This is a genomic window from Bacillus sp. z60-11 (genome assembly GCF_046464135.1).
GTDB classification, from domain to species: Bacteria; Bacillota; Bacilli; order Bacillales; family Bacillaceae; genus Bacillus; species Bacillus sonorensis_A.
Genome location: NZ_JBIYSN010000001.1, coordinates 422,206 through 441,304, shown reverse-complemented (window position 1 = coordinate 441,304; position 19,099 = coordinate 422,206). Strand labels below are relative to the sequence as shown.

The window sequence follows — 19,099 nt, the reverse complement described above, 5'->3', positions numbered from 1 at the left end:
TTTAGCCGCGCAAAAGCGTGCGAACCTCAAAATTGCTGTAGGCCGCTTTCAGCGGAGCCATTTGCCTGAAGCCGATTTTTCCTCCTCCGTATACAGGGCCGAAGCGGCGGCCGTCATCCGTCCACTCCAGAATGGAAAGCCCGTTGATCGAAAAGTGAATGTATGGACCGTCTTTAACGAGCCTCATCCGGTAAGGCGGAAGAGCGTCGGCTGCTGGCGGCAGCGGATCGGCTCCCTCCTCGACAAGGTGAAAACCGCGGCTTTTCCTGAGATTGCATGTTCTGAAGGCTCTTTCATCAGCATGCTTATGTCTGAAATAAGAGAGATGCAGCGTATTGATATCACCTGAATGATATTCCGGATATTTGCCTGTTCTTTCTGCGAGCTTCCGATCAAACAAATCCTCTCCATTCCGTCCGGAAGCCGCGAAAAAGATCATGCACAGCCCGGGTTCTCTGATAGGGTAGAAATCCCATTTGATGATGATCCCATCAGGAAACGTCTCCGGGCACCAGTACACAAAGTGTGCGTCATCTCCGTAAAGCTCCGGATCAAGCTCATTTTCCAGATGAAGCCTTCCCTCAGGAAAGCTGACCTTTCCTTTCCCTTCCATGACCCAGCCGCTGAGATCCTGAGGAGATGATAAACGATTTTGATAGATCATGAGGCCCTCCCTGTTGTCAAAACTTTGCATGGCGACCGCTCCTTTCTGTTTGAAGATAGGCGGAAAGAGGAAGCCCAAGCTCCTTGATGCCTTCTGTGACAAGCTTTGCAATCTGACGAGCGCCGTATGCGGAGAAATGGGTGTTATCTTCGATGCCGCCTGGATAATGAGGATGCTCATCAGGCTGAAAGTGAACGAACAGCTGCTTTGACCCTTCCACTCCGAAAGATTCATAGAGCGCTTTTGTCTTCGACCATAAATCGATGTGCGGCACTTCAAGCCTCCGCGCAAGCTCAAGCATCGCTTTTGGAAAATCGCCAAGCGTATTAACGATCGCTCCGCTTTCATCAAAATGCCGCCTCTGGACAGAAGTAACCAAAACCGGAAACGCCGCTTTTGCCCGCACGGTTTCGACATAGCGGAAAAGATTGTCCTGATACGATGTAAACGGATCTGTTCCATACGGCTTTTGATCATTGTGACCGAATTGAATCAACACATAATCCCCTGCTGTGAGACGGCCGGCGATGTCAGCGAGACGCCCCTCGGTGATAAAGCGGTTGGAGCTGGCGCCGCCTTTGGCCAGATTGACGATTCTTGCTTCATCTGTAAAAAACAATGGAAACGCTTGACCCCAGCCGGCCATCGGCGCTTCATGCGGCGGACACTCGGCAACGGTCGAATCCCCCGCCAAAAACACGGTGACTTTCGGTTTTTCGTTCATGTTTTCCTCTCCATTTCACGAGGTTTCCTGATGAAGCTGTCTATAGCGGCTCGGCGGAACCCCGACCTGTTTTTTAAAAATCCGGTTGAAATAGCTGTGTCTGTAGCCGACAGCCTCTGATACGTCATGTATTTTCTGATCCGTTTCGAGAAGCAGCTCTTTCGCTTTTTCAATTCGCAAATGCGTGACATAATCGATAAAATTGATGCCGGTGATCTGTTTAAACGCCTTGCTCAGCGTATATGAATTCGTTCCCGCTTCATCAGCGCAGCTTTCAAGTGAAATATCATTCATGTAATTTTCGTGAATCATCGCAAGCACCCGTTCGACAAGCCGTTTTTGCTGTCTGTTGTTTCTCCCCTCAAGTTCTTTGAGATAAGGACCGACAGCGCGTTCCATCATCCAGGCGACCGCGTGTGACGGCTCTCTGAGTTCTGACAGCTCCCGGATCAGATCGTTATTGGAAAATAATTCATAAGGGTGAAGACCCGAATGAAAAATCTCTTCCTGAATTTTGGCAAACAGCTGAATCATTCCCGGCTGGATACGGGCCTCTGTTTTCCCTCTTTCCGCAAGCTCATTCATAAAAAGCGCGATCAGGCGTTCGGCTTCATCTTTTTCTTCGAGGCGGATCGCTTGTACGATCCTTTTTTCCAGGGCAAACGGATAATAAGCATCAGCCTGTGTCTTCTCCTTCCGCCGGCTTAAATCGATCAGCTGGCTGGAATTTTCAAACTGTCTGTAAAGCTTCCCGGCTTTCACCTCTTCATATATGACAGGAATGTCCTTTACCATGCCGACCGGCTTTGAGATTGTAGCCGTAATGTGAAGCCCGCATAGTGTATGAATCGTATCTGTCAGCTCGCGGACAAATTGCGCGGCGGTTTTCTGCTGTGCGCGAGGACCGCTAAACATCAAAAGGGCATCGAGCGATAAAGCGCGGGCATCGCTGATATACGCCCGCCGGAATACTTTTTCGGCCAGTTCGCGGGCGATGTTGGCCAGCATAAAATTGGCGAGGCTTTCGTCTTTTTTGGAAAAAGAGCCGGCCCCGTCATAAAGGCCGGTCATCTGGATATCGATGATGATGAACACCTTGTCTTTCGCTTCCCAGCCCCAGCGCTTCAGACGGTTTTTCAAGCTTTTCTCCGCTTCTCCCGCAAAGCCTCCTTGGAGAAGCCGCTGAAAAAATCCGCTTGTCACTTGAGAAACTTGAGCCGTCATCTGCTGTTTCAGCTTCCCGCTTTCGTTCGACATGTCCTCCCAACGCTTTTGGAGCCACTGAAATTCATCGCGGCCGAAAGCGGCGGTTTTCTGTTCTGCTGAACAAAGCTGGATCAGCTTCTCGACAGGTGAATAGATTTTATTTGAGGCATACCAGGTGAGAATGAAAGCCAGCACAATCCCGGCCATGCTGACGGATGCGACGAGCTTTGATAAAAACAGGACAGGAGAGGTAATGGACGACATTGGCGATGCGGAAACATAAGTCCATTCCTGGCCGAGTCGATCCATCTGTCCGAAGGAGACGGAATAGTTTTCACCTCTCCACTTCATGAAAAAGGCCCCCTGTTTGCTCCGCTGTTTTTCAGCCCGCTTCTTTAATGCGCTTTCAAATTCTTCGCCTTCCTTTCCAAAAGGTGCGTCCCTGCTGAAAAGCAGCGCGGTTCCTTTTGAATATGGGGAAAGGCTTTCCAGCAAATGCTTCATTTCTTTACGATCTATCGTTACAATCAGGGCGCCGAACGGCTCTGAAATGCCCCCCGGAATTTTATGAACGAGGGCCATGCCTCCAGTGCTGCCGCGCCATTTTTTCCAATAGACGTTTTTATTGCCGGAAAGCAGTGAATCGTAGGATTTTAAACGATTTCGATCGGTCAGCGCGCTGTATTCCGGATTTAAAAGCTGGGGCTCACCTTCATGAATGAATAATTCAACCCGCTGAATGAGCGGATTTTGGTCCTGGAGAACAAACAGCGACTTTGACAAGCGGTATGTCGTTTGAAAGTCTTTTTTTAAATCCGTATGAGCCAGCCCGCTCATCAGCCGTGTGTCATACGCCAGCTGGGAGAGCATGATTTCGAGCCCTTCCAGCTTGTCATCCATTTGCATGATTTGGCGTCTGACTTGGCTTTCATGCAGATGCTGAAGCTCGTGTTCGATTTTTGCGGCTGAGAAAAAATAGATGCCCGCACCCGTCAACAGACCCGGGATGCACGCAATCAGCAAGATCAGCACAAAACTCTTTTTGAAATAGGTCCCCTTCCGCCGTGAAACATGTCTTTGATGCAGCTTTTTCATGCCTCTCCCCCCACTGCAAATGAAAAGAATGTTTCTTTTTCAATTTTTATTGAAATGCTCGCGATTTTGAGCGGATGACATCTGCCAAAAAGGTCAGCGCAAGCCCCTGCCCCCAGCCTTGAATCCGTTTATACGGGACATCCTTATACCCCCCGGCGTCCCGCATGACCGCCGTTCCCGCGGAAACGCGTTCGACCCTGCCGTCCGGCGCGACGGATTCTGTGATGGCCGCCAGCGCTCTCTGAACCGACTCGTGGTACAAAGAGCCTCTTGATAAAAGACCGGAGGCAATTCCGGCGGAACCCGAGACTTCAAGATATGAGCCGGGGTCTGTCACGATGGTGTGCCATAACCCGGAAGGATGCTGAAGCCTGACAAGCGCGCTCAACAGATCTCTCAATGAGCCGTCGATGATCATATAAGACGGATGGGTCACATCAATCAGCGGCAGCGCTTTGGCCATGGTCAGCGCGGCCCAGCCGTTTCCCCTCCCCCAAAATATGCCTGACATATGGTTTTTGGCCACATTGTCCCAGCCGTGATAATACAGATTGGTATCCATATCCTGCAAAAGTTCTTCATGACCATGATACTGGCGGAGGCCATCCTCAAAGTATTCTTCACTCTCGACAAGCTTTCCGATGCGGAGAAGAAACAAGCCGGCCATCATCATCGTATCGACCCACGCCTGCTCCGGGAAGACGTTTTTCTCTGAATTGACGGTATGCTGGAGGATGCCGTCTGCAAACCTCGGCGCTTCATGAAGGACATAGTCTGCCATTTCCCTGGCTGTTTCAAGATAACGGTCATCACCTGTTGCCTGATAGAGCGATAAAAGGGTATGGCCGATGGAGACGCCGTTGATCGAAAGCTTCGGCAGGCCGTCTTCAAGCTTTTCATCCGTCCAGTTTTTCAGAAGCTGAAGGTATTCTTCCTTTTCCGTCGCATCATACGCCTCGGCCACGCCGTAAAACGCCACACCGCCGGGCCAATCCCATTCAAAATCCATCGCAAATGTCCGCTTGACGATTCTGTCGATCATGTCATTCAGCTTTTCTTCATCAAAAACAAGTTTTGCCACCCGCATTCACTCCTTTTTTATTTTAATCCGCTCATGCTGATGCCTTGAACGATCGATTTTTGAAAGACAAAAAACACGATCACGACAGGCAGCAGCGAAACGACGGACATCGCAAACATCGCACCCCAGTTTGACGCCGTCTCCGTATCCAAAAACAGCTTCAACGCCAGGGAAACCGGATAAAGCTCGGGCTTGTTTAAATAAAGGAGCGGATTGATCAGCTCCTCCCATTTCCAGTAAAATGAAAAGATCGCCGATGTCGCAAGCGCCGGGGCGATCAGCGGCAGGATTACCTTGAAAAAAATGCCGAGACGGCTGCAACCATCAATCTTCGCCGCTTCATCGAGTTCAACCGGAATCGTTCTGATAAACTGGATCATCAAAAAGATAAAAAACGCGTGTCCAAAAAACTGAGGAACGACGATCGGCTTAAAGGAATTCAGCCAATCAAGCTTCGCAAAGATGATGTACTGCGGAATCATCAGCACTTCATGCGGCAGCATCATCGTCACCATCATAGCGGCAAACCAAAACGATTTGCCTTTAAACGAAATCCGCGCGAACCCGTAGGCGATAAAAGCTGACGACAGGACGGCGCCAGCGGTCGATAAACCGACGATGATCAGCGAGTTTTTGATGAATGTGATAAACGGCTGTCCGGCAATTCCCTTCCATCCATCCGCATAATTGGAGATGACAAACGGATCGGGAACGAGCGAATGAGAAGTGGCGAAAATGCTGGCGCTCTCTTTAAAAGAACTGACAACAAGCCATATGACAGGATAGAGAAGAAAAACCGCCAAACCGGCTGTTGCAATATGAAAAGCGATCTGACCCGTCCGGCTTTTCCCGCTCCTTACAGGAACGCGTGCAGGCGCCGTTTCCTTGACCGGCTCCATCATGATCCCTCCTTTGATTCGTAATGCACCCATAAGGATGATGTTTTAAATAAAATGAATGTCACAAGGCCGATCAATAGGAGCATCACCCAGGCCATGGCTGAGGCATAGCCCATTTGGAAAAAGTTGAAGGCCCGCTGGAATAAATACAGGGAATATAGGAGCGTTCCGTCAAGCGGTCCGCCCTCCCCCTTGGAAATAATATAAGCCGGTGTAAAGGTCATAAACGCGGATATCGTCTGCATCACCAAATTAAAGAAGATGATCGGGCTGAGCAGCGGAAGCGTAATCAGGAAAAACCGCTGCACCCTGTTTGCCCCGTCAATGCTGGCTGCTTCCTGATACATCGGCGGAATGTTTTTGAGTCCGGCCAAAAAAATCAGCATCGAAGAACCGAACTGCCAAACCGACAAAAGGATCAGCGTCCACAACGCACTCGTCGGATCCTGGTACCAGAAAATCTTCTTTTCAATCCCGATAAAAAACAGAAGCGCATTGATGACACCGTCATTCCCGAAGACATTGCGCCACATGATCGCCACCGCCACACTGCCGCCGATGATCGACGGCAGATAAAAAAGCGTCCGGTAAATACCTACTCCTTTTTGCGATCTGTTCAACATCACCGCGATGAAAAGCGCGAACGCCAGCCTGAGCGGTACGCCGCAGAGAACATAGTAAAATGTCACTTTCAATGATCCCCAGTACTTTTCATCATCCGTCAGCATCGTTTTGTAGTTGTCAAGGCCCACCCACTTAGGAGAAGTAAACAGATCATAATCGGTAAAAGACAAAAACAGTGAAGCGCCCATCGGTATCACGGTAAAGCAGAAAAAGCCGATTACAAATGGAGAAATAAAGGCATAACCCGCCAGGTTGTCATTCAGTCGTTTGCTCTTCACGGTCGCATCCCCCTTTCAGGCATTACCTTTTTTGATTTCGTTTCAAGATGTCGTTCGCTTCTTTTCTGAACTTGGCGGCTCCTTCTTCCGGTGTGATTTTTTTGAACAAAATTTGGTCTGACGTATCCTTCAGCAGCTTGATCACTTCAGCGCTGCCAATCGGTTCAGGCGGGTCCGCCTGACCTGCATGTTCTTTTGCCCGCTCGACATATTCAAAAATCTTTTTTTCCTCTTCATTCAGTTCCGACTTTACCGCTTCGGCCGTTTTCGCTGAAACGGGTACACCGCGCTCACCTTTGATCAGCGCATTGGCTTTTTCATTATTGATAAAGAAATCGATAAATGTTGCCGCTTCTTTTTTATGTTCGGAGCTTTTCGGAATCGAAAACAGCATGCTCGGTCTGAGAAACAGCGCTTTTTCTTTCGCCTGTTCCGGCGGCAGATGGAGTGAAAGCGGCGCATCCGTCAGCTGGGCAAACGCCGAGTATTGGTTGGAATAATTCCATGTGGCAGACGTTTCGCCTTTTACGATAAAATCGTCTTCCATCCCTTTGATTTGCGCGCTTTCATCAGGTGTCGGAGAAGCCTTCTGCTCGACAAGTCTGACCTGTCTTTTGAAGTAATCGACAAACAGCTTGTCATCCGTATAGGCAAGACCTGTTCCATCCTCTTTATAAAAGCGCTCGCCCTTCGTCCTGAGATAATACGGGAAAAAGACGTCAGGCGGATGCATTCCGTTTGAGCCGTATTTTCCCGTCTTCTCCTGCACCTTGAGCGCCAATGTTTCAAAATCGTCCCATGTCCAGTTCTCATCATCAATCTCGGCGCCGACTTCTTTTAAAAGGTCATCATTTGTAATGACGGACAGCACATTGATCCCGAGCGGAAAACCGTAAAGCTTGCCGCCGATTTTCCCGCCCTCGAGCGTCTTGTCATCAATTGCATCTGTGTTGATCGTCCCGTCTTTCACATACGCCGAGAGATCTTCCAGCTGGCCCTTTTCACCGTATTGTGATAAATATGCGGAATCCATCTGGATGACATCAGGCAGCTGGTTCGCCGCGGACATCGGTGCGAGCTTTTTCCAATAATCGTCCCAGTTGGCAAACTCCGCTTCGATTTTGACATGCGGATTTTCCTTTTCGTACATCTCAATCACTTTCGTTGTGTAATCATGTCGCGGCTGTCCGCCCCACCAGGCGATCCTCAGCGTGATCGTGTTTTCTCCGCCTGAGCCCCCCGCCTCTTCGCTGTTTGAACTGCATCCGTAAAGCCCGGACAGCAGCAATGCGCATAACGAGACAAGCATGAATCTCCTCATCGACATCCCCCTCTTTTTGTAAGTGCTTACATTTTATTTTAATGACGCATTTTCGTCCCAGAAACTCAAAAAACAGAGAAGAATGTTAAAAAAACAGAGATCGCGTCGCAAGAAAAAGCCGCCGGACTTTCTCCGGCGGCTTTACAGCAGGTGTTCTTCTTTTTTCCGGTACTCAGACGGTGTACAGCCTGTATACTTTTTAAAGACGAGGCTGAAGTATTTCGGATTATCGCCAAATCCCGTCTCCTCCGCGAGAGCGCCGATCGTGATATCGTTTGTCTTTTTCATTTTGGCGATCGCTTTTTCAATCCGGACCTTCGTCACATAGCTGGAAAACCGTTCACCTGTTTCCTGTTTGAAAACCTTGCCGAGATAATCGGGATTCATATACAGCATGGTTCGGGCCGCCCATTTTAATGACAGCTTCGGATTGGCGGCTTCCTTTTGGATCAGCTCAATCATTTGCCTGACCAAAACCGATGTCTGCCCCCCGCTGACCAGGCTTTCAAGCTCGGCCCGCACGCGGCCATATAAAACAGCGGCCTCCCCGATGTCACCGCTTCCGCTGAATGCTGCCGCCGGCTCTATCTGTAAGCGCTGGCGTGAAAGCCTTTTAATCCTTTCCAGATTTGCTTTTAGCTGTTCATCTTCCATTCGGGCTTTGACTGCGAGGACGAGCGCACCTTTATGGCGGATGGAGGTGATGATGCCGCTTTTGAAGACATCACAGGCGATCTGTTCGAGATCAGACAAACACCTTTTCCCTCCCTGCTCCTGGAATGAAAGGAGGACGAGCTTCATGTTTCCGCTTTCTGAAAAAAAGTGCAAATACCTTTCGGCGTCTGACTTTTCGCCTGTGATCAGCTCTTTGAACACGTGTTTTTCAAGGTGCGGCCTGATCATCTCCAAATCGGTTTTGACCTGTTTGGCAGACTCTTCTTTTTTCAGCTCGCTGACAACGCTTTTGAGCGATTCTGTAATATGGCTCTCATTGCAAGGTTTCAGCAAATAATGCCTGACACCGTATGTCATCGCTTTTTTCGCGTATTCAAACTGGCCGAATCCGGTAAGGAGAATAAACCGTGTCGATGGGTACTTGCGGGACACTTTTTCAATCAGCTCCAATCCTCCCAATCCCGGCATTTTAATGTCTGAGATCACGATATCCGGGCGCTCGCGCACAATCAGCCGATAGGCGTCAGCGCCGTTTTGCACCGCACCGATTAATGACGTGCCGACTGAATTCCACTCGATCATCTTTGAAATCCCTTCAAGAATGATCCGTTCATCGTCTGCCAAGAGCACTTTATACATCATCACACCCCGCTTTGAAATGGTATTTTAATATTCACCTTTGTTCCCTTGTTTTTTTCGCTTGAAATGGTGATTCCATACCTTTTGCCAAACATCAGCTTGATCCGCTCATCAATATTTGTAAGCCCGATGCCTCTGCCTTTTGTCCGTACAAGCCCCTTTCTCGCTTTCTCCAAAAAGTCTTCATCCATGCCGGGACCGTTGTCAGCGACTGTTAAATAAACGGATTCTCCCTTTCTGAACGCCTGAATCCGAATGTGACAAGGCTCAATGACAGGCTCAAGGCAATAGTGAATGGCGTTTTCCGCCAAAGGCTGAAGGATCAGCTTTGGAACCGGGCATGTTTTGACAAGCGGATCGATCTCCACATCAAACACGAGCCTTTCGTCAAAGCGAAACCGCTGAATCGTAAAATAATGAAGGACAATCTCTGCTTCCTCTTCAATCGTTAAACAATCGGTTTTCAGATTCATCGCACTCCGCAGCAAAAATCCGAGAGATTCGGTCATCTTTGAAATTTGCGGCTGACGGTTCATTTTGGCGAGCCAATTGATCGATTCGAGTGTGTTGTATAAAAAATGGGGGTTGATTTGCGCCTGCAGCGCTTTAAATTCCGTTTCTTTGATCATCAGCTGCTTCTCATAGTTCTCCGCGATTAATTCATTGATCCGTTCGATCATTGTCACAAAATTGCACTTCAGCACGCTGACTTCGTCCTGATGCTCAGGTGATGCAGAAAGCGGCGGCCGTATGTTGAAATCGCCGTTTTGCACATTTTTCATGGCAGCCACCAGCCCTTCAATCGGACTTGTTATGCCCCTGGCCATTTTTCTTCCGAAGAAGACGGCAATGAAAAAGAAGAGAATGAAAAGGGAAATGAGTATAGATTTCATCGCTGATATTTTGGAGAACATGGTGTCAAAAGGAATCAGACTCCAGTATGTCCAGTTCCCATACGATGACTTGACATATGAAATGAAAAAACGCCGGCCGTTTTCTTTCACAATGTCGTATCCGTTTTGATCCGGAGAAGATAAGCGGAGCACATCGATTCGGCTTAAAGGGATTTCTGAAAAGAACGCGTGTCGTCCGTCAGACATGGCGATTTTGCCTGCGCCTTCCCCCATATCTTTCGGAAGGTCGGCGATAATGTTTTGCAGATCACACACAATCAGCACCGTCCCCAGGTGATCGAGGTTTAAATGCTGATAGGAACGGATTTCCCTGACGGATAAAAGCTCACCACGGACATCCGGCATCGTCGTCCATAGATTGCCGCCTTTTTGACGCGACGCTTTTAAGGCAAGCTCGTCTTTCCGCTCTATTATAGCTTCGGCAGAGCTGGCCCCTGCTGAGTATTCCGTCCCGAAGGCATCGAACAAATGAATCGATTTAATGTACCGTTTAGAACCGGTGAATTCGGCAAGCTTGTCCCAAATTTCTTTTTTGATGCGATACCGGCCGTATGTGTTCTGATTGCGGCCGGCTTTTAAGAGGTTGGTTTGAATGTTTGTGTCGGTCGCGATTTGATAGGAAACATCTTCAATTTTTTTTAGTTCATCTTCAATCGCTTTGGAAGACATCATCAGCACCTGGGACGATTTTCTGTAAAGCTGCTGATCATACACGCGAAACGCGTATTGAACACCGCTCAAAATCAATATCAGTGAAACCGCCATAATGAGCGTGATCAAAATAAACAACTGATCTTTAATTTTCAAATGATGATACCGGTTCACTAAAAAAACACCCTTCATTTCACGCGCGGGACGGCAGTCTGTTTGTCATTGCCGCGGCCGTCAATGGCGAAAAATGCGCTGGACGCCAATTTTGTCAGGAGCAAGCTTAACCCGCTGCCGCTGAAGAACAAGAGAAATGTGACGTGAAATAAAGCGGCCAGCACCATTCCAAATGCGCTCAATATCATCAGCAAAGTGATGAGCGGACGGGAAAATCCGATCATGAAGCTGTATTTCAGAACATCGATTCGTTTCATTTGATAGTGGACATAGATTGGAAAAGTGTATAAGAAGATGATGGCGTAAATGATAAACAAACTGATAAACAAGCTCAATACGGCAGGCTGACCTTGAAAATATATGGAAACAATTTGAAAATCAACATATAACACGAGGGCGATTGCCGCTAAAATGAAGCCGAGAATGCTTGAACCGGCCCATTCCTTTTTGAACGCCTGAAAAAAAGTCTGGAAAACAGGAATATCTGTTTCACCCTTCACCCACTGTCTCGTCACACTAAACATGGCGGCAGTCGCCGGCGCTAATCCGAAGATGACCGCTCCCGCCAAAGAAAAGCCGATCCACAGCAGATTAAGATATGCCAGCCTCATCACCCACTCGCAAAAACGGTTAAATCCGTTTGTCAATGTGTGAATCATGGTAAACCTCCTTCATTTCGACCAGTAAACGCTTACAAAAAATATATTTCTCCTCTTTTTAAAAAAATCCTCTTTTATGGCGGGTCCAGACGAAGAAGGGCTTGATCTACATTGCAAGACCAAGCCCATCCTCCTTTATTTTGCTGAATGTTTGATATTGACGCCGACCGCCGTGCCGTTCCGGCTTGAATCGGCGACCCCCATAAAGGATTTGTGCTCCCGGTCAATGAAAATGCTTTGGACATTGCCGATATCCTGCGGACTCGATCCGAAATCATGGCCGAATTCATTGAGCTTCAGCCTGACGTCTTCCGGCATGCCCGATTCATAACGGTAAGAAGACAGACTGTTCGTATAAATCCTCGGTTCTTCAATCGCATCCTGGAGACTCATGTCGTACTCAAAGTAATTCAGGATCGTTTGGAAAACGGAGGCAATAATCGTTTTCCCGCCAGGCGATCCGACGGTCAATACCGGTTTGTCGTCTTTAAAGACGATCGTCGGGGTCATGCTGGACAGCGGCCTTTTATTCGGCTGCACTTCATTGGCGCCCCCTGGAACCGCGTCAAAATCGGTCAGTTCATTATTTAAAAAGAAACCGTATCCCGGTACTAAAATGCCCGTACCGAAAAGCTGTTCGATCGTCGTTGTATAGGAAACGACATTTCCCCATTGATCAGCGACAGTAAAATGAGTGGTTTCGCCTGTTTCGTTATCATCGGCCTGCGGCACGATGTCATAGTTCGGCTCCCCTTCTTCATATTTCCACGGGTCCCCCTCTTTCACATCGCGGTTGACCTCGTCAAGGCTGATCAATTTTTGCCGTTCTTGAATATATTCCGGATCAAGCAATCCTTCCAGCGGAACATCGACAAATTCGGGATCGCCGGCGTACGCCGCTCTGTCCGCATATGAAAGGTGCATCGTTTCCGCTAATAAATGATATTTTTCAAATGACTTCGGATCGTACTGTGACAAATGAAAGTCATCGATTAACTTCAGCATTTGCAGCATGAAGACCCCTCCCGAACTTGGGGGCGGCATGCTTGCAATATCATAGCCGTGGTAATCTCCCCAGATCGGCTTGTCTGTTGTTACATCATAACGCGCCAGATCATCAGGTGTCATCGATCCGCCGAAATCCTGGACGACGTCTGCGACAGCACTGCCGATTTCACCCTTGTAAAAGGCTTGTGACCCTTCTTTCCGGATCAGTTTAAAGGTTTTCGCCAAATCCTCTTGTACGAGCTTATCGCCTTCTTTCAGCGGCTCGCCGTCCGGCAGGAAAATATCTTTCGCAGCCGTTTTGCTCAGTTTGTCCTCATTGTCCTGAATCGCCTCCGCCAGCACTGAATCGATTTCAAATCCGTCTTCCGCAAGCTTGATGGCAGGTGTGATCAGTTCTTTCATGCTCTTCGTTCCCCATTTTTCGTGCGCCGCTTCCAGCCCCTTTAACGTCCCCGGGACACCGACTGCGTTTCCGTGCCTCGATCTTTTGGAGAAAGGAATCACCTTCCCGTCCTCATCCAAAAACATATCGGGTTCAGCGCCTTGTGGAGCCCGCTCACGGCTGTTGATAATCGAGGTTTCCTTCGTGCTGCCGTCATAGACCATCATAAATCCGCCGCCGCCGATACCAGACATCATCGGCTCTGTCACATTGAGGGCAAACTGGATGGCGATGGACGCATCAATCGCATTTCCGCCTTTTTTCAAAACCTCTGCACCGATTTTTGATGCCAATGGATGAGCCGTCGCCACCATCCCGTCCTTACCGACTGCGACTTTTTCTCCGCTGCCACTTACACCTTCAGCTTTCGACACTGGACTGAAAAAACAACCAACCGCGAAACAAAAAGCAACAACCAAGAAAGCTAACCGTCTCATCAGCTCACTCCCTTTCCAGTTTATTACTACTATATCAGGAAAGGGAACTGAAAATAAGAAAAAATCTCAATTTTCGATATTTTTAAACCGAAAATCCCATGCATAGAAAAATTCCCGGATAATTCATTCTTTAGACACAAATACATATAAGGAGAAAACGACTATGGCTTGTCAAAAAAACACGATGAACATGTCAGCCTCACATCCGTTAACTTGTGGCAACTGCCTGAAAATTAAATTGTTTTTTTCGACTGCACCTGTTTTTTTTCGACAAAAAGTTATATAATATTTTGATGTGTGCATTGTCTCATTTAAACAATGGAGGGTTACAAATGTTGAAAAGAAAAAAAGACAAGTTTTCCGTGCTTTTGATGGAAATTGCAAAAAACCTGGATGAAACAGCCGAATATTTTGTTCATTATAAAGTGACAAATCAAACAACCCTAAAGGAATTTGCAGATACCTTAAAAGAGTATGAGACAAAAGGAGATAATTATGTACATACGATGATTAAGGAGCTGAATAAGGCTTTTATCACGCCGATCGAGCGGGAGGATATCCTGCAGCTGACGAACAGTCTTGACGATGTACTCGACGGCATCGAGCATTTCTCGGCGATGATGGAAATTTTCTCGATCACCTCTTCAGACGAGCATATTGATAAATTCAGCGGCTACATCAGAGAATGTGCAAAAGAAATTTTAATAACCATTGAATTGATGGCGGACAATCGCTTGAAAGAAATTCAGCCGCATGCCATCAAAATTAAAGAATACGAACACAACTGCGATAACCTGCACCGCAAATCGCTGAAAAATCTTTTCGGTAAAGAGACAGATCCGATTAAAGTGATCCAGTACAGAGAAATCTATGAGACGCTTGAAGAAATCGCAGATTCATGCCAAAGTGTAGCAAACAATTTAGAAACCATCATAATGAAAAATGCGTAACGAGGGATTATAATGGATCTTTTATTTGTATTAACCATATTGATTGTCATCTTTGCTTTGGCATTTGACTTTATCAACGGCTTTCATGATACGGCAAATGCGATCGCCACCTCGGTATCGACAAAAGCGTTAAAACCACGGCACGCCATTATTATGGCCGCTGTCATGAACTTCGCCGGCGCCATGACGTTCACAGGCGTCGCCAAAACAATTACGAGCGACATCGCCGATCCTTTCAAGCTTGAAAACGGATCGATCGTGATCCTTGCAGCTCTTATCGCCGGCATTACATGGAACCTAGTGACCTGGTATTTCGGAATTCCCAGCAGCTCATCCCACGCGATCATCGGAGCGATTGCCGGAGCTGTCATCGCATCGGAAGGATTCGCCGCGATTAAATACCACGGATTTATTAAAATTATTGAAGCACTTATATTATCGCCCATTTTGGCGTTTGTTTTAGGATATTTGATCTACAGCATCGTCAAAGTCATTTTTAAGAACAGCAATCTGGCAAAAACGAATAAGCGGTTCCGGCGCGTTCAAATCGCGACAGCTGCCATTCAGTCCTATACGCACGGCACGAACGATGCACAGAAAGCGATGGGTATCATTACGATGGCTTTAATTGCGGGTAACTTGCACAGTACAACTGACATCCCGTTCTGGGTGCAGTTTGCATGCGCCACGGCTATGGGTCTCGGAACATCTGTCGGCGGCTGGAAAATCATCAAAACCGTCGGCGGAAAAATCATGAAGATCCGTCCCGTCAATGGTGTCTCTGCAGATTTGACGGGAGCCCTCATCATCTTTGGTGCGACGATCGTCCATTTGCCTGTCAGCACGACACACGTCATTTCTTCATCCATTTTAGGTGTGGGTGCTTCCCACCGGGTGAAAGGCGTAAACTGGGGCACCGCAAAGCGGATGTTGATCACATGGGTCATTACCCTTCCTATTTCGGCAACCATCGGTGCATTTGCCTATTTCATACTTGATTTATTCTTTTAATCAGCACACTCCCGTCCGAATCTAGGACGGGAGTTTTCATGTTTAAAAGAAAGCCGGCATAACAATAGAATAGGAACTGCACTATTTCTCGGGAAGAGGGAAACAAGTTATGCTGCTATTTTATCAATTCCTTGTTTGGCTCATTGTTTTGGCGCTGGCTCTGTACGTGGCTGCCGTGTGGCGTTTTGAAAAAAAGCTCACCGAAAAAACGGTCGCGATCAGAAAAACGTGGTACCTGCTTTATGTTATCGGCGCCGTGATTTATTGGACGCACGATCCGCAGTCGATTTTCACGAATCCGCTTCATTACCTGATCGTCGCCGTTTTCTTCACGCTCACCGATGCTTTTATTTTTTTAAACGCCTATTTTAAAAAACTCGGAAGTTCTGAACTCGCCACAGACACAAGGATGCTTCTCGAAGAAAACAACGACCTGCTTCACACTTATCAAAACAGGCTGAAAACGTACCAATACCTATTGAAAAACGAACCGATCCACATCTATTATGGAAGTATAGAAGCTTATGCTGAAGGCATTGAAAAACTCATCAGCCGCTTTGGCGAAAAAATGAATATTTCTGCCGCCTTATGTGAATATAATTCAAACGAGAGCAAGGATCATTTGCTTGAACACATGGAAAACCGGTTCGCCGTTCAAGAAAAGCTGGATCGGAAAGACGTCTATTACGAAGAAAACGGAAAAATGGTCCTGATTCCATTTTCGATCCATGATTATGACTATGTGATGAAATTAACCTCAGAGGATCTGGTCACAGAATTCGACTACCTCCTGTTTACTTCTTTAACAAGCGTCTATGATCTCCTGCTACCAAACGAAGAGGAAGGTGACGATTGAGATGGAGCCTGCTTTTCAGGAAAACGCAAAGAAGCGCCTTTCATTTAAAATGTTTAAAAAGCAATCGAAAACCAGTATCGCAAAATACGAAGTCAGCCCCCACACCGAACGGATTTTCAAACAAAACGAACGGCTGATAGGCGAGTATAAACGGAAAAAAGCCTGAAATGGGACGGGGAAAAATTTTCCCGTCCTTATCCCATTTTCCCAGTTGATACATACAATAAACCAATCAACACAGATTAGGTGATACCGTGAAAAAACAAAAAAAACAAGTCAAACATACAGACTTCGCAAAATTCGGCCTGTCAGACTATACCGCCCTCCTCAGAAAAAGAAGCGAGAACCTGATTAAAGCGCTCAACAAGAAAAAAAAGAAATAGCAGCACCCCTTCCTTGACGAGGAAGGGGTTTTGTTTGCCCGCACCGATTCCGTCTCTCGCCTAAGATAAAAACGGTTTCTGTTCATCACCTGAAACAGCTGGCGGCAGCTTATCCGAACCGATCGGTTTGACAAAGAAAGCAACGGAAAGCGAGCCTGCCACTGCGAGCCCCCCAGCCAGCAGAAACGCGCTTGTAAAGGCGCCGCTGTACTCGACGATGAAGCCGGTGACAGTCGGACCGATGATCCCGGACGTATTGGCGAGAAAATGCATGAAGCCGCTGACACCGCCGACCCTCTCAGGATGAACGATATCCTGAATAATCGCCCAGTACGTGATACCTGTCAAATACAAAAAGAAAACGGACAAAGCGACTAATGCGACCGCTCCGACGGCGGTGGAGACCACCCCGGCAAACCCGATGCATACAGCAGCAGCCAAAAGGCATATGACAAGAACCGCTTTTCGTGAAAACATCTGCCTGCCGGTGATCCTGAAAATGTAATCGGAAATAAATCCCCCAAGCGCAAGGCCGATAAACCCGACAATCCATGGAATAACCGTGGCAATGCTCATATCGTGGATACTCAGCCCGCGGGCCGTCGTTAAATAGCTGGGAAACCAGGTTAAGAAAAAAAACAAAATATAATTGTATGAGAAAAAAGCGAAAGCGGTGAAAAGGACAGTCGGCTGTTTTAAATAAAAAGACAGCGGGATGGGAGCGGATTTTTTCGAGTGTTCATGTTCACGGGCGTCTTTTTGGAATTCTTCAGGTCTTTCTTTCATGTATTTGATCCAAAACCAAACCCAAATCAGCCCGATCAGCATAATCAGCACAAAAGAAGCTTTCCAGCCCCAATGGATGGCAATCAGCCCGACGATCGGCCCTGAAATCGCGCCGCCGAGCGGAGTTCCGCACATCGTCATGCCGAGCGCCCTTGCCCTTTCTTTTTGCGGGAACCAGTTGTTGACCGCCTTGCTTGTCGAAGCTGACAGCGGACCTTCCCCCATCCCAAAGATGACGCGGATGATAAAAAGCGACACAAAATTGTAGGTCAGTGCGATCGCTCCGCTGAACACAGACCAGACAATCATCGCCAGCGATAATGTGTTTTTTGCTCCAAATCTGTCTGAAGCCCAGCCGCCAATGAAATTAAATACCGCATACCCGATGAAAAAACTGCTGAAGAGCATCCCCATCTGAGAAGGACGGATGTTCAGATCCTCCTGAATGAACGGAGCGGCGACTGACAGCGCCGAGCGATCCAAATAATTAATAACCCCTGCCAAAAAGAGCATGACAATCACAAACCCCCGGCCGTTTGCAAACATTGACAACCCCTCTTTCCGTCATAATTCGTAAGCGCTTTCTCATTGCATCAGCCTTACAATCTGATTAACACTTTCACCGGATTTTTCTCAGGTGCAAGCGCCTCTTCAAACCCGTCAACCACACCGCTGAACGGAAGATATCCGGTCACAAACCGTTTGGCATCAACAACGCCTTTTCCAATGGCTTCAATAACCGACTCAAAATCGCTTTTTAAAGCATTTCGGCTAAATAAAACGTCCAGCTCCCGCTTATGGCATTCAGGATCGAAAAGTGACAGGTGATCGTTGACAAGTCCGACATATATGATCCGCCCCCCATGAGCGGCATATTGGTAAGCCTGATTCATGGAAACGGAATGGCCGGTCGCGTCAAAAACGGCGCTGGGGAAATCCCCTTCTGTCATTCGCTTGATCGCATCAGCTGCACTTTCCCCGGCAAGAACGGTCTCATCAGCGTCCGCCCACATCTTACTGAAGGCAAGACGCTCCTTTCTGACATCCATTGCGATCACTTTCGCACCCTTCAGTTTGGCAAACTTCATCACGCTGAGCCCGATAGGCCCTGCCCCAATCACCAGAACCGACTCGCCGTTTTGAACATCGGCCCTGGCGACAGCGTGGGCGCCGATGCTCAAACACTCTATAACGGCTGCTTCGCTGTATGTCAGATCCTCTGTCTTCATCAAGTGGTCTGCCGGGATTTTCATATACTCCTGCATCCCGCCGTCTGTATGAACACCCAGCACCTTCAGATTCACACAACAATTGGGCCGCCCCATCCGACAGGCGGCACACGCTCCGCATTCCAAATAGGGAATGACTGCAGCCCGGTCGCCTGGCTGCAACACTCCGCACGGATCATCAACACTGACAATCTCCCCCGAGAGTTCATGCCCGAGCACCCTCGGGTATGAAAAAAACGGCTGTCTGCCGCAATAGGCATGAAAGTCGGTGCCGCAAATCCCAATCCGCTTGATTTTCAGGAGCGCTTCTCCTTTTTCCGGTTCCGGCGCTTTGGCTTCCGCCATTTTTAAACGGTAAGGTTTTTCACACACAATCTGTTTCATTCCTCCGCC

18 protein-coding genes are annotated in these 19,099 nt (G+C 47.9%); 5 read left to right on the top strand and 13 right to left on the bottom strand.

Features of this window, described 5'->3' with window-relative positions; translation table 11 throughout:
* Window position 1: 1 nt before the first annotated feature.
* From ACINLD_RS02370 to ggt, 11 genes are all read right to left on the bottom strand, one after another.
* The gene (locus ACINLD_RS02370) at window positions 2–694 is read right to left on the bottom strand and encodes a YesU family protein (RefSeq protein WP_077736977.1); all 693 of its coding nucleotides are present in this window, start codon (window positions 692–694) and stop codon (window positions 2–4) included.
* Entirely contained in the window at window positions 681–1,388 is a 708-nt protein-coding gene (locus ACINLD_RS02365; RefSeq protein WP_077736978.1) for a rhamnogalacturonan acetylesterase, read from the bottom strand. The genes ACINLD_RS02370 and ACINLD_RS02365 overlap by 14 nt, the downstream gene beginning before the upstream one ends.
* A 15-nt stretch (window positions 1,389–1,403) precedes the next feature.
* On the bottom strand, window positions 1,404–3,689 hold the full coding sequence (locus ACINLD_RS02360) for a helix-turn-helix transcriptional regulator (protein WP_077736979.1): 2,286 nt from the start codon (window positions 3,687–3,689) through the stop codon (window positions 1,404–1,406).
* Window positions 3,690–3,735: 46 nt separating this feature from the next.
* Entirely contained in the window at window positions 3,736–4,770 is a 1,035-nt protein-coding gene (locus ACINLD_RS02355) for a glycoside hydrolase family 88 protein (protein WP_026586627.1), read from the bottom strand.
* Window positions 4,771–4,787: 17 nt separating this feature from the next.
* The gene (locus ACINLD_RS02350) at window positions 4,788–5,669 is read right to left on the bottom strand and encodes a carbohydrate ABC transporter permease (RefSeq protein ID WP_026586626.1); all 882 of its coding nucleotides are present in this window, start codon (window positions 5,667–5,669) and stop codon (window positions 4,788–4,790) included.
* Window positions 5,669–6,571, bottom strand: coding sequence for a carbohydrate ABC transporter permease (locus ACINLD_RS02345; RefSeq protein WP_026586625.1), 903 nt, complete (start codon window positions 6,569–6,571; stop codon window positions 5,669–5,671). The genes ACINLD_RS02350 and ACINLD_RS02345 overlap by 1 nt, the downstream gene beginning before the upstream one ends.
* A gap of 22 nt (window positions 6,572–6,593) precedes the next feature.
* Window positions 6,594–7,892, bottom strand: a complete 1,299-nt coding sequence (locus tag ACINLD_RS02340) for an ABC transporter substrate-binding protein (protein WP_026586624.1) — start codon at window positions 7,890–7,892, stop codon at window positions 6,594–6,596.
* 141 nt (window positions 7,893–8,033) lie between these two features.
* Complete coding sequence (locus ACINLD_RS02335; protein ID WP_179115742.1) at window positions 8,034–9,206, bottom strand: response regulator; 1,173 nt, start codon at window positions 9,204–9,206, stop codon at window positions 8,034–8,036.
* Between the two features lie 2 nt (window positions 9,207–9,208).
* Window positions 9,209–10,945, bottom strand: coding sequence for a sensor histidine kinase (locus ACINLD_RS02330; protein WP_077736982.1), 1,737 nt, complete (start codon window positions 10,943–10,945; stop codon window positions 9,209–9,211).
* A gap of 14 nt (window positions 10,946–10,959) precedes the next feature.
* Window positions 10,960–11,604: a YesL family protein gene (locus tag ACINLD_RS02325; RefSeq protein WP_026586621.1), complete on the bottom strand. Its 645-nt coding sequence runs from the start codon at window positions 11,602–11,604 to the stop codon at window positions 10,960–10,962.
* Between the two features lie 135 nt (window positions 11,605–11,739).
* Complete coding sequence (ggt, locus tag ACINLD_RS02320) at window positions 11,740–13,491, bottom strand: gamma-glutamyltransferase (protein ID WP_077736983.1); 1,752 nt, start codon at window positions 13,489–13,491, stop codon at window positions 11,740–11,742.
* A 332-nt stretch (window positions 13,492–13,823) separates the two neighbouring features.
* Here ggt and ACINLD_RS02315 point away from each other — a divergent pair, with 332 nt between their 5' ends.
* From ACINLD_RS02315 to ACINLD_RS02295, 5 genes are all read left to right on the top strand, one after another.
* The gene (locus tag ACINLD_RS02315) at window positions 13,824–14,441 is read left to right on the top strand and encodes a DUF47 domain-containing protein (protein ID WP_026586619.1); all 618 of its coding nucleotides are present in this window, start codon (window positions 13,824–13,826) and stop codon (window positions 14,439–14,441) included.
* Between the two features lie 12 nt (window positions 14,442–14,453).
* Entirely contained in the window at window positions 14,454–15,452 is a 999-nt protein-coding gene (locus ACINLD_RS02310; RefSeq protein ID WP_026586618.1) for an inorganic phosphate transporter, read from the top strand.
* Window positions 15,453–15,561: 109 nt separating this feature from the next.
* On the top strand, window positions 15,562–16,308 hold the full coding sequence (locus tag ACINLD_RS02305; RefSeq protein WP_026586617.1) for a type II toxin-antitoxin system SpoIISA family toxin: 747 nt from the start codon (window positions 15,562–15,564) through the stop codon (window positions 16,306–16,308).
* Between the two features lies 1 nt (window position 16,309).
* Window positions 16,310–16,474: a type II toxin-antitoxin system SpoIISB family antitoxin gene (locus ACINLD_RS02300; RefSeq protein WP_026586616.1), complete on the top strand. Its 165-nt coding sequence runs from the start codon at window positions 16,310–16,312 to the stop codon at window positions 16,472–16,474.
* Between the two features lie 88 nt (window positions 16,475–16,562).
* Window positions 16,563–16,691 (top strand): hypothetical protein, encoded by a 129-nt coding sequence (locus ACINLD_RS02295; protein WP_256860446.1) that lies wholly within the window; start codon window positions 16,563–16,565, stop codon window positions 16,689–16,691.
* 60 nt (window positions 16,692–16,751) lie between these two features.
* Here the strand turns inward: ACINLD_RS02295 and ACINLD_RS02290 are convergent, their stop codons facing one another.
* Together ACINLD_RS02290 and ACINLD_RS02285 are read right to left on the bottom strand one after the other, a co-directional pair.
* A complete protein-coding gene (locus ACINLD_RS02290) occupies window positions 16,752–18,023 on the bottom strand; it encodes an MFS transporter (RefSeq protein WP_077736984.1) in 1,272 nt (423 codons plus the stop codon).
* Between the two features lie 53 nt (window positions 18,024–18,076).
* A complete protein-coding gene (locus tag ACINLD_RS02285) occupies window positions 18,077–19,090 on the bottom strand; it encodes a zinc-binding alcohol dehydrogenase family protein (protein ID WP_026586614.1) in 1,014 nt (337 codons plus the stop codon).
* Between the last annotated feature and the right edge of the window lie 9 nt (window positions 19,091–19,099).

What these genes read in the sequence shown, in the direction of transcription:
- ACINLD_RS02370 (WP_077736977.1), bottom strand. Translation starts at nt 694, where the DNA reads ATGCAAAGTTTTGACAACAGGGAGGGCCTCATGATCTATCAAAATCGT.
- ACINLD_RS02365 (WP_077736978.1), bottom strand. Translation starts at nt 1,388, where the DNA reads ATGAACGAAAAACCGAAAGTCACCGTGTTTTTGGCGGGGGATTCGACC.
- ACINLD_RS02360 (WP_077736979.1), bottom strand. Translation starts at nt 3,689, where the DNA reads ATGAAAAAGCTGCATCAAAGACATGTTTCACGGCGGAAGGGGACCTAT.
- ACINLD_RS02350 (WP_026586626.1), bottom strand. Translation starts at nt 5,669, where the DNA reads ATGGAGCCGGTCAAGGAAACGGCGCCTGCACGCGTTCCTGTAAGGAGC.
- ACINLD_RS02340 (WP_026586624.1), bottom strand. Translation starts at nt 7,892, where the DNA reads ATGAGGAGATTCATGCTTGTCTCGTTATGCGCATTGCTGCTGTCCGGG.
- ACINLD_RS02335 (WP_179115742.1), bottom strand. Translation starts at nt 9,206, where the DNA reads ATGTATAAAGTGCTCTTGGCAGACGATGAACGGATCATTCTTGAAGGG.
- ACINLD_RS02325 (WP_026586621.1), bottom strand. Translation starts at nt 11,604, where the DNA reads ATGATTCACACATTGACAAACGGATTTAACCGTTTTTGCGAGTGGGTG.
- ggt (WP_077736983.1), bottom strand. Translation starts at nt 13,491, where the DNA reads ATGAGACGGTTAGCTTTCTTGGTTGTTGCTTTTTGTTTCGCGGTTGGT.
- ACINLD_RS02315 (WP_026586619.1), top strand. Translation starts at nt 13,824, where the DNA reads ATGTTGAAAAGAAAAAAAGACAAGTTTTCCGTGCTTTTGATGGAAATT.
- ACINLD_RS02310 (WP_026586618.1), top strand. Translation starts at nt 14,454, where the DNA reads ATGGATCTTTTATTTGTATTAACCATATTGATTGTCATCTTTGCTTTG.
- ACINLD_RS02305 (WP_026586617.1), top strand. Translation starts at nt 15,562, where the DNA reads ATGCTGCTATTTTATCAATTCCTTGTTTGGCTCATTGTTTTGGCGCTG.
- ACINLD_RS02300 (WP_026586616.1), top strand. Translation starts at nt 16,310, where the DNA reads ATGGAGCCTGCTTTTCAGGAAAACGCAAAGAAGCGCCTTTCATTTAAA.
- ACINLD_RS02290 (WP_077736984.1), bottom strand. Translation starts at nt 18,023, where the DNA reads ATGTTTGCAAACGGCCGGGGGTTTGTGATTGTCATGCTCTTTTTGGCA.
- ACINLD_RS02285 (WP_026586614.1), bottom strand. Translation starts at nt 19,090, where the DNA reads ATGAAACAGATTGTGTGTGAAAAACCTTACCGTTTAAAAATGGCGGAA.